Consider the following 14173-nt stretch of genomic DNA (forward strand, 5'->3'; position numbering starts at 1 on the left):
GCTGGCAATGGAAATGAAGCAAAATAATACGACAACTATGATTTCTCAAGGAATTGAAACACTCATTGAGCGATTAAAAGAAGAGGGAGTGAATGCCGGTAGAGAGGAGGCTGAGAAAATAGTACAAGCAGCTCAGGAAAAAGCGAATACGCTTTTGAACAATGCACAAGCTAAAGCGAAAAGCATGCTTGATGAAGCTTCTCAATGCATTCAACAGGAGCAAAAAGCAGCCGAAGATGCTTTATACCTTGCCGCAAAAAATATGCGCCTTGAGCTAAGACAGAATCTGATTGACCGATTTACGCAAGAGGTAAGAAATTTGGTTCATAAAGAGCTGGATAATGAGGAAATGATTCGGCAATTAATTATTTTAATTGCACGTGATACTGCAGAGCAAGTACGTGCTTTTAATGCGAAAAAAATTGAAATTCAGTTACCAGAGAAGGTTTTGGATTTTAATGATATTCGACAGCATCCTGACTTGATGAATAATGATCCGTTGAAAGCTTTGGTGCAGTCATTGATGCAACAAATGCTTAAGGAGGGTATGCACGTCATTGTAAATCCAGGTGCGAAGAACCTTATTGGAGTTAAAGTGCATTTGCTTAATGAAGAAATTGTTTTGGATTTGAGCGAAGAAGCGGTGAGCAGTCTATTAGTGAAACATATGCAACCCAGATTTCGAGCTTTATTAGAAGGATTATTAAAATGAGCGCAGAGTTTTATACGGTTGCATCCAGCTTACCAAGGCTTGGGGGGTCTTTTAAAATCGTTACACTCCCCATTTCCAGATTTCAGTTGGAAAAGCGTCTTAAGTTGTTGCCTGCAGAACAGGCTTTGCAAGTTTTTGCAATTGAGTTATTAGTTTGGAAAAGTTGGTTTATGCCCCAGCAAACAGTTGCTGCAACGAAAATGCTTTACCAAAATATCAAAAAAAATCAGTCTCCTTTTATTGTGAATCTTATTGACTGGTACTTGGATTTACGCAGTATTTTTGCGGCTATAAGAATGAGGAATGAAAAAAAGAATCAGCCTGAAAACCCACACGATTATTGGATTAGTCACTGGGAGCATCGCTTAGTGCAAAAATGGAGTGATGCTGATTTTGGGTTAAAGTCGGTGTACCCCTGGCTCCCCAAAGTGGTAAGCGATATTGAGAAAAATAACACGGCTGCAGTTGAGGAATTCTTATTGGCACATATTTGGCAACATCTCTCCATTATTGAGGAGGGGCATTATTTTGATTTTGAAGCAATTACCATTTATTTATTACGATGGAATGTAGTGAATTATTGGTCAAGCTTTAACAAATCTAATACCTTAGACTGTATTGAAACGTTATGTAACACGCTAATTGATTGGAAACATTTATCACTGAAGTAAAGACAAAGGACGTGAGCAATGAACGACAAGCAAGTGCACGAGGCTACCAGTTATGCCGAGGTGATAGCAATTCAAGAAGGCATTGTCCATATTCGGCAAAGTGGGGCTCTACCCATAGTAAAAAACGAAATCATTTTTATTTGCCCGCCACCTCGAGGCGCTGCAAATCAAGAGCAAATCATGGCAGAGGTACTGCATATTCGCGGTGATGTGGCTGTAGCTCAGGTATTTGAAGGAACCAATGGTATTGCAATTGGTGATAAAGTTGAGCAAACCGGGGAGCAACTTTCTGTTGATTTGGGACCGGGCTTATTGGGTATGATTTATGATGGGTTACAAAATCCTTTACTCAATTTTGCTAATAAATATGGATACTTTTTGCCTCGTGGGGTGAGAGAACAGCCTATTGATTTGAATAAAAAATGGGTTTTTATCGCTTGTGTGCAGGCCGGTGATGTCGTTCATGCTGGCACTGTATTAGGAACCGTACAAGAAGGACGTTTAACTCATAAGATAATGGTTCCATTTGCTCTAGGACAGGAGCTCAAAGTGGACTGGATCCAACAAGGTACTTTTACCCCAGAAACTCCTATTGCACGTTTACTTGATCAGCAAGGTAATGCACGAGAAGTAAGCATGATACAGAAATGGCCTGTTCGTTTTTCTCTCGCACAAAAATTGATGGCAAATAATCTTGCCCAGCGTCATTATCCTACACAACCGCTGATTACGACATTAAGGTTGGTCGATACTTTTTTCCCCATAGCTCGTGGTGGAACTGCATGTATTCCAGGACCCTTTGGGGCGGGTAAAACAGTATTACAAAACTTAATGGCCCGCTATTCTGATGTGGATGTGGTTATTATTGTTGCCTGTGGTGAGCGTGCCGGTGAGGTTGTAGAAACCATAACTGAATTTCCAAAATTAATCGACCCCCATGCGGGTGGAACCCTAATGGATAGAACAATTATTATATGCAACACCTCTTCAATGCCAGTCGCTGCTCGTGAAGCATCCATTTATACAGGTATTACATTGGGTGAATATTATCGACAAATGGGGTTTAATGTCTTGCTCATTGCTGATTCAACTTCTCGCTGGGCTCAAGCCATGCGCGAGACTTCAGGACGTATGGAGGAAATTCCTGGTGAAGAAGGTTTCCCTGCTTATTTAGACAGTAGCATCCGCGGATTATATGAAAGGGCGGGTATTATTGAGTCGTTGGATAACTCCTTAGGTAGTCTGACTATTGTAGGAACGGTATCTCCTGCTGGAGGAAACTTCGAGGAGCCGGTAACTCAATCAACCCTAAGTTCCGTCAAAACCTTTCTTGGTTTAAGTTATGATCGCGCTTATAAACGATTTTACCCTGCCGTGGATCCTTTAATTTCCTGGTCGCGTTATTTCGAACAATTAAATCCTTGGTTTGTTAAGAATTTAGAACCTGGTTGGGCGAGTAAAGTGAATCAGGCAACGAAATTATTACATCAAGGGCAAGATATTTTTAATATGATGCAGGTAACTGGTGAAGAAGGGATTACGATGGAGGACTTCGTTATCTATCAAAAAGCACTGATGTTGGACATGGTTTATTTACAGCAAGATGCTTACGATCCCGTTGATGTATCGGTTCCCATTGCCCGCCAACAACAGCTGTTTAATTTACTTCTGGACATTATTAATAAAGAATATGAATTTGAAGAGAAGATTGTGGCACGTAATTTTTTTACTAAGCTAACGAGTTTATTAAAAAATTTAAATTATTCTTCACTTGAATCAGATAAATATAATAGTTACTACCAGCAAATTATTGAGTTAGCTAAATTATAAGTCGTCAAACTGGTGGTGGCTCCAATTGAGTTTGAAGCATCGAAGGATTCGAGCCTGCGGGAATTTGGTTGATGTGCTTCGTATGTGCGCGTCTGACTAAAAAACAAGAGTGTAGAAACAAAAAAAGACACCTAAGTGTCTTTATGATGCAGTAGCTTTATTCTTATTTTATTATTATAAGAGCCACTTCGAAAATGGCGCGCCCGGAAGGATTCGAACCTCCGACCCTTTGGTTCGTAGCCAAATACTCTATCCAACTGAGCTACGGGCGCGTTGACTGGCGGAGAGAGAGGGATTCGAACCCTCGATGGGATTTCTCCCATACTCCCTTAGCAGGGGAGCGCCTTCGACCACTCGGCCATCTCTCCAATCAATGCCGCGGAGTATACGCAGCTATTTTTGTAACGTCAACATTTCTTTTGAAAATATATTAAATTCATTAAAAAAATAAGGTTGATGTGCAATATTTGTTTAATTGTGTTCCAAAAAAAGCAATATATATCATTCAACTTAACTCTATGTAATCATGTTGAAAAACAGTGTTAATCGTTTCCAAAATTAGATGTTTACTGCTACTCTTACACTATAAAAATCAGACCCATTATTAAGGAGGATCAATGAATCAGAAGTCGAATTTAAGTGGTCGCGATGTCTATGTAGTTGATGGTAACCGAACCCCATATCTTAAAGCGAAAGGACTGGGTCCGTTTTCAGGCTCTGATTTAGCAGTTGCTGCCGGTAGGACGTTATTAAATCGACAACCATTTTCTCCAACTGAATTGGATCAAGTAATTATTGGTAGTGCTATGCCAGGTCCTGATGAAGCGAATATTGCTCGTGTAGTGGCTTTAAGATTAGGCTGTGGTGATCAAGTTCCCGCGTTTACAGTAATGAGAAACTGCGCTTCCGGCATGCAAGCACTGGATAATGCGGCAATAGACATTGCCAGTGGTCGCAGCGATTTAATTCTGGCAGGGGGCACCGAGGCAATGAGCCATGCTCCTTTATTGTTTAACCATAAAATGGTTTCCTGGCTAGCTAATTGGTATGGTGCTAAAAGTATTGGACAGAAACTTGGTTTAGTCGCTCAGCTCAGACCTTCTTATTTAGCGCCCGTAATTGCTTTATTACGCGGATTGACGGATCCAATTGTCGGTATGAACATGGGGCAAACTGCTGAAAAAGTTGCTTATCGCTTCAATATAACTCGTGAGCAAATGGATGAGTTTGCTTTACGAAGCCATTTGAAATTGGCAGAGGCTTATAATGAAAAACTCATGACTGAAGTAACTCCTATTATTGATAGTAAAGGTCGTGTGTATGTTCAAGATGATGGAATGCGTCCTGATTCTACTTTAGAAAAATTAGCGAAATTAAAACCTTTCTTTGATAAGAAATACGGCATGGTTACAGCTGGTAATAGCTCGCAGGTGACTGATGGTGCGTGTTTATTATTGTTAGCTAGTGCTGATGCGGTTAAAAAATATCGTTTAAATGTAATTGGTCGCATTGTGGATTCCCAATGGGCAGCACTTGATCCTGCCAAAATGGGATTAGGACCTGTACATGCTGCAACGCCAATTATGCAACGCCATAACCTAAAAGCAGATGATATTGATTGTTGGGAAATTAATGAAGCCTTCGCGGCTCAGGTTTTAGGTTGCTTGGCAGCTTGGAATGATGATGAATATTGTAAGACGCAACTAGGTTTAGAGAAAGCTTTTGGTGCTCCATCCATGGATAAATTAAATCGTGAAGGGGGCGCAATAGCCGCTGGGCATCCTGTAGGTTCTAGTGGTGCACGTATTGTGCTTCATGTGTTGAAATCATTAGAGCAAAGAAATGAGTCGCGTGGAATGGCCTCTATTTGTATCGGAGGAGGACAAGGCGGGGCTATGTATCTGGAACGTGTGACTGAGGTGAAAGGACATGAATAATTATAAAAACTGGGACTTAAAACGAGACAGCGAAAACATTTTGTGGCTTGGTCTAAATAGACACGACACGAGTGTGAACAGCATGAATGAAGAAGTCTTAGATGAGCTAAATAGTCAGCTGCAAGAAATTGCTCAAGATAAAAATGCCATTGGTTTAATTATTTATTCAGCAAAAGAAAAAGGCTTTATCGCTGGAGCGGACGTTTCTTTATTTTCTAAATTCGAGACTCCTGCCCAAGCAGTCGATTTCTTACGCAAAGGTCATGCAGTCTTCTCTCGATTACAAGCACTAACCATTCCAACAGTTGCCATGATTGACGGTTTTTGTATGGGGGGTGGATATGAATTAGCTCTGGCATGTACTTATCGTATTGCTACAGATGAAAAAGACACACGTATTGGCTTGCCTGAAGTAATGTTAGGTATTCATCCTGGCTGGGGTGGTACTGTACGTCTACCACAACTTATTGGTGGTTTTAATGCCTTAACACAAACTATTTTAACTGGAAGTACTGTTGCTGCTTCAAGAGCTAAAGCACTAGGTATGGTTGATGATGTAGTTCCTGTTCGCCAATTAAAGCGTGCAGCAGTTTATTTTATTAAAAATAAGCCGCCACGCCATAAGCCTTCATTCCTACAAGGATTAACTAATGCGGCTTGGCTTCGTAAACCACTTGCTGCGTTAATGCGTAAAAATGTCGCCAAGCGAGTACGTAAGGAACATTATCCTGCCCCTTATGCCATTATTGATTTATGGGAAAAAGAAGGGGGCATGGGAGATAGAGCGTACCAGAAGGAAATTGAATCGGTTGAACATTTGGTCACTCAAGGCACTACGTCCAAAAATTTAATCCGTGCTTTTGGTTTAAGAGAGCGAATGAAAGCCTTTGCCAAAGACAGTAACTTTAAAGCCCAACACGTACATGTGATTGGTGCTGGGGTGATGGGGGGCGATATTGCTGCCTGGTGTGCTTTGCGTGGACTTCGTGTAACACTGCAAGATCAATCGTATGAGCGTATTGCACCAGCTATTGGCCGAGCTTATTCTTTATATAAGAAAAAATTACGTAAACCACGTTTAATTCAAGCGGCTATGGATAATTTAATTCCTGATCCTGATGGTCGTGGTATTGCTCAAGCGGATGTAATTATTGAGGCTGTTTTTGAGAATTTAAATGTAAAACAAGAAATTTTCAAAAAAGTAGAACTACTTGCAAAGAAAGATGCAATTATTGCTACGAACACTTCAAGCATTCCTTTGGATGAAATAAACATTGTGATGGGCGATCCGACACGTTTAGTTGGCATTCATTTCTTTAATCCGGTTGCTAAGATGGATTTAGTTGAGATTGTTAGTGGTGCATCCACTGCTGAGCAAGTTGCGCAAGCTTCTTGTGCTTTCGTCAATCAAATTGCTAAATTACCTTTACCTGTTAAATCCAGCCCTGGTTTCTTAATCAACAGAGTGTTAATGCCTTATTTAATGGAATGTGTACAGCTCTTAGAAGAAGGATACAGTGGAGAGACCATTGATGAGGCTGCCTTAGAGTTTGGAATGTTCATGGGACCTGTTGAGTTGGCTGACACTGTTGGTATGGACGTTTGCTTGGCTGTAGCGGAAAATCTAACTGCCCATTATGGTGGTACCGTTCCACAGAAATTACGTGACATGGTCAAGGCGGGTAAACTCGGTCGTAAGACTGGCGAAGGTTTTTATCAATATAAAAATGGTAAGCCTGTGAAAAGTCGTCCAGCAGAGGTTGCTAAAGATCAACATATAGCCGATCGATTGATTCTAAGAATGGTTAATGAGTCTGCGGCTTGCTTACGTGAAGGGGTAGTAGCTGATTCTGATTTGCTTGATGCTGGTATGATTTTCGCAACCGGATTTGCACCATTCCGGGGTGGCCCAATGAATTATGCTAAAGACTTTGGTACCAATAATCTGGAAAGTCTATTTAAAACCCTTGAAGTAAAGTATGGCGAGCGTTTTAAAGTAGACGAAAGCCTGTAGTATCATCAGCGTAGCCCGTATTAGCAACGCGTAATACGGGGATTCGTCACACAAAATTCCCTATTACTATTTTGTCTAATAGGGGCTACGTTTTGATTAAACGGTGCGGTCTGGTTGCAAGAGGCGACCACCCACTACACCTGTTTATTTGTACAATGTTTTAAAGCAAAATAACTAATAAGAAGCACAATCAAACTTCCCACAATATCCGTGCAGTAATGCCAGCCCAATAAAACACAAGAAGCAATGAGCAGGACATTAGTGAGTCCCAACATAATACAGGCTATAGGCCATTCTCTAAGTAAATTAATACATAAAAGTGCCCAAATGGCATGAAATGATGGAAATGCTATTAGTCCGCCTTCATTCGTGCTGGGTATAATATGGTGATGAAGTTCGGAAAATTTCAAACCGGTCGCAATTTGACTCGGATCAAATAAGACATGGTTGAATATACTGGCAGGGGCGGTCGTAGGGAAAAAATAATAAAATCCAAAACCAAGAAGTACTGTACACAGCAATAGAAAATAATATTCACGTAACAAATGAAAGCGGCAGGAAAATAATACGAGTAAAGGAATAATACTCATTTGATAAGCCAAGCTGTCATAAATAGCGCTAAGTATGGCTTTTACCTGTGGGTGCTCATTAGTCCAGCTCACAATAGCCCCAGTATCAATCCCCATTAATGTTTCTAACTTCACAATATATTGATCAATTATAGGAAATGGAGTTAATTGAACCGCATTGGTTGCCAACGCAATAATAAGCATTATCCAAAAAAAATAGATTAATTCGTTACCTATCTGGCAAGCTTTGCTTTCCTTTGCAAAGCTCAGATGAAGTCCAACATTAAGAAGAACTAAAAAGATACCGAAGGCTACCACGTTATCCGGAAAATAATTATTTCCCGGAAACTGATAAATAAAATAGTTGATAAAAAAAGCTATAACGGAAAAAAAAAGAATAAATCCAGCAAGAAAATTAATACATCGAGAAGATACTTGACGCATTTCTAAGGATTATTCAGTCGTTTCTAACAGCTGCTTTTGTTTAATTGCATGGAAAATTTCTTCACGGTGTACATTAACCGAACGAGGTGCTTCAACGCCAAATTTAATATTCCCATGCTCTTGGGTTTTAAATGCCAAGATCTTAACAATTGTATCATCAATACTAATCATTAAGGGTTCTTCAAAGTGAAGAGAAACAATATCCATTAAAAACCTCATCATTATGTCCAAGCTCGTTGTTAATCAACGAAATCAAATAGAAAGTTAACCTAATTTGTAGATGCTTGTCACTATATATTTAGTTGAAAATGATAAAAAAAATTAGGTTGTGTTCTTCCTTGCAAAGGAATGTATAAAATTATGCATGATCATTGTCATGAACGATTAAAAGCGTTACAATTAGCAGCTTTTTTTAAAACCTTGCCTTACTGCGAATGTCCGCAGAAGGCTATTAATCCATAAGGAGAAACCATGAGACATTATGAAATTATGTTTCTTGTGCACCCGGATCAAAGCGAACAAGTACCAGCAATGGTTGAGCGCTACGAAGGGATCATTAGCAAGCATGAAGGTAAAATTCATCGTAAAGAAGACCTAGGTCGTCGCCAATTAGCATATCCAATTAACGATGTGCACAAAGCTCATTACATTCTAATGAACATCGAATGCTCACTTGAAGCACTAGAAGAAATTAAAAATGCATTCAAATACAACGATGCAATTTTAAGAAACTTAATCACTCTTCAAAAACAAGCGATTACTACAGAATCTGTTTTAATGAAGAAAGAAAAAGAAGTTAGAACTGCTTAGAGGAGTCATTAGATATGTCAGCTTATTTTCGTAGAAAAAAAATGTGTCGTTTCAGTGCTGAAGGCGGCAACGAGATTGATTATAAAGATATCAATTTATTAAAGAACTACATTTCTGAAACTGGAAAAATTGTACCAAGCCGTATTACTGGTACTCAAACCCGTTTTCAAAGACAATTAGCTAAAGCAATTAAGCACGCCAGATTTATTGGTTTATTACCTTACTGCGATAGCCACGGATAGTGAATGATGCGCATGGGTGACTTTATAATTAAGCAGTGCAAAGCTTTACTTGACAATAAGCAGCAAGCAATTATGTATGCTGCATTACTTTCAATTATCCCTTTTGCCACTTGGTTGTCAGTTGCCCTTGTAAGCTTGGTAACATTAAGAAAAGGGGCCAGATCTGGCTTTGATGTTTTGTTACCAGCGCTGGTAATTCATTCTGTTCCATTAATGATGTTAATACCAATATCCGGCGCATTAATTAATACACTAATTGCTTATTTACCTTGTTATTTTGCTGCAATTACATTGCGTAGCACGCAAAAATGGCAAGCAGCTTTGGGTGTGTTTTTTATTCAAGCAGTTCTTGGATGTTTGCTTATTCAATTACTAGCACCTGATTTTATTGTAATACAGTTTAACCAGCTTAAAGCGTTACTGATGCAATACCAGGAGCTAGTTGAAACTGGTATGGATGGCATAAACTCGTTTAGTTTGGCGCAACTATTTTTTGGTCTCCAGATACTAAGTGCTATTGTTTCCTCAATAGTTTCCTTAATGTTTGCTCGATCAATTCAATCCAAATTATTTTTACCCGGTGGGTTTAAAAATGAGTTTTTAATGTTTCGTAGCGGTAGGCTTTCATTGTTAATACTCTTATGTGTCTCTTTGGGTACTTATTATGAAATTCCTTTAGCAATTAATGTGTTACCAGTAGTGCTGAGTTATTTCTTAGCCTCTGGATTTGGTTTGGCTTATTTTATTTTGGCTCGCAAAAGTCAAGTTAAGGTCTTTCTATTATTAATGTTAATAGTATTGTTAAAACCTACTTTTGCACTATTTGCCTACATCGTTTTTGGTTCATTAGATAGTATATTTAATTTTAGATCGTATCTCCCTGAACGGGTAAACGAGTCAATTTGAGGGTTATTAAGATGGAAGTTATCTTATTAGAAAAAGTGAGAAATTTAGGTAACCTAGGTGATAAAGTTCACGTAAAATCTGGTTATGGTCGTAACTACTTAATTCCACAAAACAAAGCTGTATTTGCTACGCCTACAAACATTGAGATGTTTGAACAGCGTCGTTCTGAGCTTGAGAAGAAAGCACAGCAATCTTTATCTGCTGCTGAACAACGCGCTGCTAAGTTAAATGATGTTACTTTAGCTGTTAATGCAATGGCTAGTGACGAAGGTAAACTTTACGGTTCTGTTGGCGTTAACGAAATCAAAGACGCTTTAGTTGCAAAAGGAATCGAAGTAAGCAAGCGTGAAATCGTTATGCCTGAAGGTCCTTTACATTCAATTGGTAGTTTCGTTGTTGAAGTTCATGTGCACAGCGACGTTATTGCTAATCTACAAGTTGAAATTTCTCCAGCAAAATAAGCTGATTTCAAACAGTAGTGCATTTGTAGTGTTACATGTAGGCTGGGCTGTAAAGCCTAGCCTACACTTAACGGCAACCTATAGCTCTCATCCTCCCCCCTTAGACGAGTGCAACACAGAGTTGGGTGCTGTTAGCTTTTCCTCCTTTCTATATGGCTCTCTCTGAGAAAATAGCATGTGTGGATACGTGCTGTATTTAGCATTCCAGCGTTTAGAATGTCCCAGTCCTGTATCTTGGGCACTTAAGACAGTTATAATATGATCTTGATATTCCAAACAATGTTTAATGACCGCTGCCTGTTTGCTTGGTGCTAATTGTAATTGCTCATGGACATTCACTGCCTCATTAAACCAGGGATCACAAATTGTTGCCTGTTTGCCCCAAGTTATGAGATCGCTAGGATCTGAATTTGTGAGTCGGTTAAGAACAATGAAGCTATGATCCCCTTTACCGCGTCCCATCATGCCTAGGGCCTCGTATCTTAGGGCGTATGGGGTTTGATATTCTGCAAGGAACATGCAAACCAAAACAATGTATTCCATGCAATTGCCAACGCCATGTTTAGCTGCATTTTTGGCTAAATTTTCAATGAGTTCCATTTTAGATATGGCTTCACCATTTTTATGGTGCATTTTTTTATCACGAGGAACTTGTTGTCCAAGCAGCTCATTCATAAGACTTTTCAGCGTGTAGACAGTCATTTTACCGTCAGGCTGTTCAACCATAAAAGATTGTTCGGCAGGGGTATCTATGTTGGGATCAAGATTTAATGTGGTAAGCTGCTTCATGAATGGGGTATTAATGCAGCGGACAAGCTGTAACAATATTATTTTTTTATAAGGATCTCCTCCTCGAATATTCACCGAGAAAGGTATTAATGCCCGTGCTTTGTTTAAAAAATTATTAGCAACATCTAATAAATTCCTCTTTTCGCTTTCCTCTAATTCATTTATTTGAGTTTGTATATCGTTATAACCGCTGTGCTGTCTTAATATATTTAAAACAGTAAGTGCATGCTTATGACCCGTACAGTTATAAAGACTTAGGGCCGTTTTAAGTATTGATTCAGTAATTAACGCGTTATTATTAAGCAGAAATAAGACGACTTTGCATGAACTGCGTAAAATTGCTTTAGATAAGGGAGAAAGTCCATTTTTATCTTTACTATCAACCCAGTTAGGATTTTGTTTAATCCAGAACGCAGCCATTTTAATATCAGAACCATCCCAGCAATTTGGATGATGGTTAGCGAGTGAATGTAAATCAGCATCAATAAGGTGGATTTTCTTGGCAAATCTAATAGTCGCTTTGAGCCCTACATCATTGAGCGCATGTATATAGGTTGCCAACTTATCTTGTGGTGGTGTTTGTGTAAATTGAATATGGATAAATGCGGAGAGTGAGGTATCCAATTCGAAATCTTTTGTACCTAACCATTTACCAAGGACGTATCGTGCCTGTTTTATCAACCTAATTTGAGCCTGCTCGTCCAAATTAATTCCTGAGTTACTAATACTTCTGTCAAACACGTGCACACCTCAAAATCACTTTACATGTGGGCATTTAAAATAAATTATGAGCAATAATAATTCATTTTGTGTGTTTTTTCAAGTCAAACATAGAGGGCAAAGGGTAGGGGAATGTTTATAAAAAATATATTTTATAAACAGATAAGAGGGCAAATATGCTATTTAATACGGCCCAAATATACGCAGGGGAGCGACCTCTGGAACCACTGTAATAAGAGTAGATTGCAATGAAGCTGCTTCCAGTACCGAATATCCATTGCTGGTCATAAGCGAATCCTACTGAAAGCAAGGCAATGCCGCAAATACCAAAGAGTAAAAAAATACTACTTTCTTTAGCTAAAAATAAATAAAAAATTAAAAGTTGAAAGCATAATAAAATAGGTAGAGCCAGCTGAGTATATCTTCCACTACCAAATACAATAGCTAAATGCCCTGCGATCAGAATAAGCTCTAGAGCAACATAATAAAAAAGCTTGTAGTGAATCGCTGTGCCAAGCAGGGCGATAGCGCCAATTATATAATAGGGCTGAGGGGGCCACTGTGTTGTTCCATAAAGAACAATAAGCGCCCCGAGAACACCTAGGAACAAATATTTATTTTCATAAATATTAGCCATTCATCACCATTTGAGGTAAATACCTTTATTTACTGATTCCTGGATGATTGCGGTTTGAGATTTATTGAAAGCAACCCAGTAATTACCCATATTACTCAATGCAAAACGCACGCGTGGGTATTGGCATATATCTAAAACAGTGTGGCAATCGACAAGAACCGTTGCTTCCCCTTCATGCTTATAGCACTTGAAGTTTAAATTTTTAACGTCTGATGCAAACGCACCCCAACTCATTGGAGCAAAGGTTGCATGCAAAGGAGGGCTCATAAATGCTTCATCAGAAGCTTGGTGTTCCATTTCAATTGATGTATTTGAATGGTTTTGAATTAAATAATAAGCTTGTTTTCCAGACTCATTTAATACTAGATAGTTTTGATTATAACCAAAGCCAGTAACCTCACATCCTCTAGGAAATGAGCCTACAGCATGGGCGCTGTTCATTATCAGACTAGACAACAGAATGGACGTACTAATACAGCTGAACCGTGACATAATTACCTCTATAAGCAAATTTGGATGCTATTTTAATCATAAATAAATCAAAGTCTATTGGAAAATACAAAATATACTTAATTTCCCTATGCACCGCAGCTTTTCCGCGGGGCATAGGCAGGGAAACAGAAGTGCTTGATACTTATACAAGCAACAGCAGGTTCACTAGCGTAACTAATCTTTACTTGCTGCTATTTTCGCTTTTATCATCGGGTAATAGGTTCGATAAAAACTTAAATACAAATACATAGCAACATAAGCCATGGATAAAGAAAGCCAAACGTTATTGGTGTTTGGGTAATTAATCAGTAAGCAAATAGAACTGATACCATAAATAATCGAGCAACAGTGCATCAGCATTTTTAATACCCTGGAGTCGGTCAGATAATCCAATCTTGAGGGATAAACATATTTTACTGGTACAAAAATAAGAATTGAAAGTATGGTTAAGATAAGGGCATTGGCAGTCGCGGAAGTATTAAAAAGAATCATGTAGAAAATTGTAATATTCCAATAGCAGGGAAATCCTTTAAAGAAGTGGTCTGGGGTTTTCGCATCCGACTGACAAAATTGATAAGAAGAGGTGATCGTAACTGCCGCGATAATTAATATGGAAAAATCTTGAGGCAGCATATCTGGTTTAACTAACAAGAAAAAGCAGGGTGTGATTACATAGTTTACGTAATCAACAATATTATCCAGTAGAGCGCCATCAATTTTGGGCAATACATTTTTTATATTAACCTGGCGGGCAAGACTTCCATCGACTGCATCGATGAATACTGTAATTGCCATGAGCCATAATGCAAAAATGTATTGGTGGTGATATATTTTTTCTAGAGTAAAAACGCCAATGCAAGCAGCACTTGCAGTAAATAGATGAACCGACCATGCTGCTAGATATTGCATTGGTGGGAACTGTGGTTTGCTTAAGCTCAT

Annotated in this window: 15 protein-coding genes and 2 tRNA genes; 9 read left to right on the forward strand and 8 right to left on the reverse strand. The window is 38.9% G+C overall.

Going from position 1 to position 14173, the window contains the following annotated elements:
* The first annotated feature begins 7 nt into the window (after positions 1 to 7).
* From ACD661_RS02595 to ACD661_RS02605, 3 genes are read left to right on the forward strand one after another with little or no spacing between them, the layout of a single operon-like run.
* A complete protein-coding gene (locus tag ACD661_RS02595; protein ID WP_400186094.1) occupies positions 8 to 712 on the forward strand; it encodes a hypothetical protein in 705 nt (234 codons plus the stop codon).
* The gene (locus ACD661_RS02600) at positions 709 to 1383 is read left to right on the forward strand and encodes a DUF2764 family protein (protein ID WP_400186095.1); all 675 of its coding nucleotides are present in this window, start codon (positions 709 to 711) and stop codon (positions 1381 to 1383) included. Before ACD661_RS02595 ends, ACD661_RS02600 begins: the two co-directional genes overlap by 4 nt.
* Positions 1384 to 1401: 18 nt before the next feature.
* The gene (locus ACD661_RS02605) at positions 1402 to 3213 is read left to right on the forward strand and encodes a V-type ATP synthase subunit A (protein WP_400186097.1); all 1812 of its coding nucleotides are present in this window, start codon (positions 1402 to 1404) and stop codon (positions 3211 to 3213) included.
* A 195-nt stretch (positions 3214 to 3408) separates the two neighbouring features.
* On the opposite strand, the gene ACD661_RS02610 is transcribed toward ACD661_RS02605, so the two are convergent.
* Both ACD661_RS02610 and ACD661_RS02615 read right to left on the reverse strand, forming a co-directional pair.
* Positions 3409 to 3485 (reverse strand) — tRNA-Arg (locus ACD661_RS02610).
* 6 nt (positions 3486 to 3491) lie between these two features.
* Positions 3492 to 3581: transfer RNA gene (locus ACD661_RS02615), tRNA-Ser, on the reverse strand.
* Between the two features lie 249 nt (positions 3582 to 3830).
* Here ACD661_RS02615 and ACD661_RS02620 point away from each other — a divergent pair.
* Both ACD661_RS02620 and ACD661_RS02625 read left to right on the forward strand, forming a co-directional pair.
* Positions 3831 to 5150 carry an acetyl-CoA C-acetyltransferase gene (locus ACD661_RS02620; RefSeq protein WP_400186099.1) on the forward strand — a complete coding sequence of 440 codons (1320 nt, stop codon included), beginning with the start codon at positions 3831 to 3833 and terminating at the stop codon, positions 5148 to 5150.
* Positions 5143 to 7164 (forward strand): 3-hydroxyacyl-CoA dehydrogenase NAD-binding domain-containing protein, encoded by a 2022-nt coding sequence (locus tag ACD661_RS02625; RefSeq protein WP_400186100.1) that lies wholly within the window; start codon positions 5143 to 5145, stop codon positions 7162 to 7164. The genes ACD661_RS02620 and ACD661_RS02625 overlap by 8 nt, the downstream gene beginning before the upstream one ends.
* Before the next feature lie 134 nt (positions 7165 to 7298).
* Here ACD661_RS02625 and ACD661_RS02630 read toward each other — a convergent pair whose 3' ends face one another.
* Both ACD661_RS02630 and ACD661_RS02635 read right to left on the reverse strand, forming a co-directional pair.
* Entirely contained in the window at positions 7299 to 8177 is an 879-nt protein-coding gene (locus ACD661_RS02630; RefSeq protein WP_400186102.1) for a phosphatase PAP2 family protein, read from the reverse strand.
* A 9-nt stretch (positions 8178 to 8186) separates the two neighbouring features.
* Positions 8187 to 8384, reverse strand: a complete 198-nt coding sequence (locus tag ACD661_RS02635) for a carbon storage regulator (RefSeq protein WP_400187212.1) — start codon at positions 8382 to 8384, stop codon at positions 8187 to 8189.
* A 264-nt stretch (positions 8385 to 8648) separates the two neighbouring features.
* On the opposite strand from ACD661_RS02635, the gene rpsF reads away from it, so the two are divergent.
* Genes rpsF through rplI form a run of 4 tightly spaced genes read left to right on the forward strand, consistent with a single transcriptional unit; the run spans position 8649 to position 10596 of the window.
* Positions 8649 to 8987 carry a 30S ribosomal protein S6 gene (rpsF, locus tag ACD661_RS02640; RefSeq protein WP_252578760.1) on the forward strand — a complete coding sequence of 113 codons (339 nt, stop codon included), beginning with the start codon at positions 8649 to 8651 and terminating at the stop codon, positions 8985 to 8987.
* A gap of 14 nt (positions 8988 to 9001) precedes the next feature.
* Positions 9002 to 9229 carry a 30S ribosomal protein S18 gene (rpsR, locus tag ACD661_RS02645; RefSeq protein ID WP_006871756.1) on the forward strand — a complete coding sequence of 76 codons (228 nt, stop codon included), beginning with the start codon at positions 9002 to 9004 and terminating at the stop codon, positions 9227 to 9229.
* A 3-nt stretch (positions 9230 to 9232) separates the two neighbouring features.
* The gene (locus ACD661_RS02650) at positions 9233 to 10135 is read left to right on the forward strand and encodes a hypothetical protein (RefSeq protein WP_400186104.1); all 903 of its coding nucleotides are present in this window, start codon (positions 9233 to 9235) and stop codon (positions 10133 to 10135) included.
* A gap of 11 nt (positions 10136 to 10146) precedes the next feature.
* Positions 10147 to 10596, forward strand: a complete 450-nt coding sequence (rplI, locus tag ACD661_RS02655) for a 50S ribosomal protein L9 (protein WP_400186105.1) — start codon at positions 10147 to 10149, stop codon at positions 10594 to 10596.
* An 87-nt stretch (positions 10597 to 10683) separates the two neighbouring features.
* On the opposite strand, the gene ACD661_RS02660 is transcribed toward rplI, so the two are convergent.
* The 4 genes from ACD661_RS02660 to pcsA all read right to left on the reverse strand — a co-directional run bounded on the left by ACD661_RS02660 (position 10684) and on the right by pcsA (position 14173).
* A complete protein-coding gene (locus tag ACD661_RS02660; protein WP_400186107.1) occupies positions 10684 to 12126 on the reverse strand; it encodes a hypothetical protein in 1443 nt (480 codons plus the stop codon).
* Positions 12127 to 12241: 115 nt separating this feature from the next.
* Positions 12242 to 12742, reverse strand: coding sequence for a hypothetical protein (locus tag ACD661_RS02665; RefSeq protein WP_400186108.1), 501 nt, complete (start codon positions 12740 to 12742; stop codon positions 12242 to 12244).
* A 3-nt stretch (positions 12743 to 12745) separates the two neighbouring features.
* Positions 12746 to 13234, reverse strand: coding sequence for an enhanced entry protein EnhB (locus ACD661_RS02670; protein ID WP_400186110.1), 489 nt, complete (start codon positions 13232 to 13234; stop codon positions 12746 to 12748).
* 174 nt (positions 13235 to 13408) lie between these two features.
* The gene (gene pcsA, locus ACD661_RS02675) at positions 13409 to 14173 is read right to left on the reverse strand and encodes a phosphatidylcholine synthase (protein WP_400186111.1); all 765 of its coding nucleotides are present in this window, start codon (positions 14171 to 14173) and stop codon (positions 13409 to 13411) included.

The organism is Legionella lytica (assembly GCF_044626755.1).
GTDB lineage: Bacteria > Pseudomonadota > Gammaproteobacteria > Legionellales > Legionellaceae > Legionella > Legionella lytica_A.

Excerpts from the sequence above, each read along its gene's own strand:
- ACD661_RS02595 (WP_400186094.1), top strand. The coding sequence starts at position 8 with ATGGAAATGAAGCAAAATAATACGACAACTATGATTTCTCAAGGAATT.
- ACD661_RS02600 (WP_400186095.1), top strand. The coding sequence starts at position 709 with ATGAGCGCAGAGTTTTATACGGTTGCATCCAGCTTACCAAGGCTTGGG.
- ACD661_RS02605 (WP_400186097.1), top strand. The coding sequence starts at position 1,402 with ATGAACGACAAGCAAGTGCACGAGGCTACCAGTTATGCCGAGGTGATA.
- ACD661_RS02620 (WP_400186099.1), top strand. The coding sequence starts at position 3,831 with ATGAATCAGAAGTCGAATTTAAGTGGTCGCGATGTCTATGTAGTTGAT.
- ACD661_RS02625 (WP_400186100.1), top strand. The coding sequence starts at position 5,143 with ATGAATAATTATAAAAACTGGGACTTAAAACGAGACAGCGAAAACATT.
- ACD661_RS02630 (WP_400186102.1), bottom strand. The coding sequence starts at position 8,177 with ATGCGTCAAGTATCTTCTCGATGTATTAATTTTCTTGCTGGATTTATT.
- ACD661_RS02635 (WP_400187212.1), bottom strand. The coding sequence starts at position 8,384 with ATGGATATTGTTTCTCTTCACTTTGAAGAACCCTTAATGATTAGTATT.
- rpsF (WP_252578760.1), top strand. The coding sequence starts at position 8,649 with ATGAGACATTATGAAATTATGTTTCTTGTGCACCCGGATCAAAGCGAA.
- rpsR (WP_006871756.1), top strand. The coding sequence starts at position 9,002 with ATGTCAGCTTATTTTCGTAGAAAAAAAATGTGTCGTTTCAGTGCTGAA.
- ACD661_RS02650 (WP_400186104.1), top strand. The coding sequence starts at position 9,233 with ATGATGCGCATGGGTGACTTTATAATTAAGCAGTGCAAAGCTTTACTT.
- rplI (WP_400186105.1), top strand. The coding sequence starts at position 10,147 with ATGGAAGTTATCTTATTAGAAAAAGTGAGAAATTTAGGTAACCTAGGT.
- ACD661_RS02665 (WP_400186108.1), bottom strand. The coding sequence starts at position 12,742 with ATGGCTAATATTTATGAAAATAAATATTTGTTCCTAGGTGTTCTCGGG.
- ACD661_RS02670 (WP_400186110.1), bottom strand. The coding sequence starts at position 13,234 with ATGTCACGGTTCAGCTGTATTAGTACGTCCATTCTGTTGTCTAGTCTG.
- pcsA (WP_400186111.1), bottom strand. The coding sequence starts at position 14,173 with ATGAGCTTAAGCAAACCACAGTTCCCACCAATGCAATATCTAGCAGCA.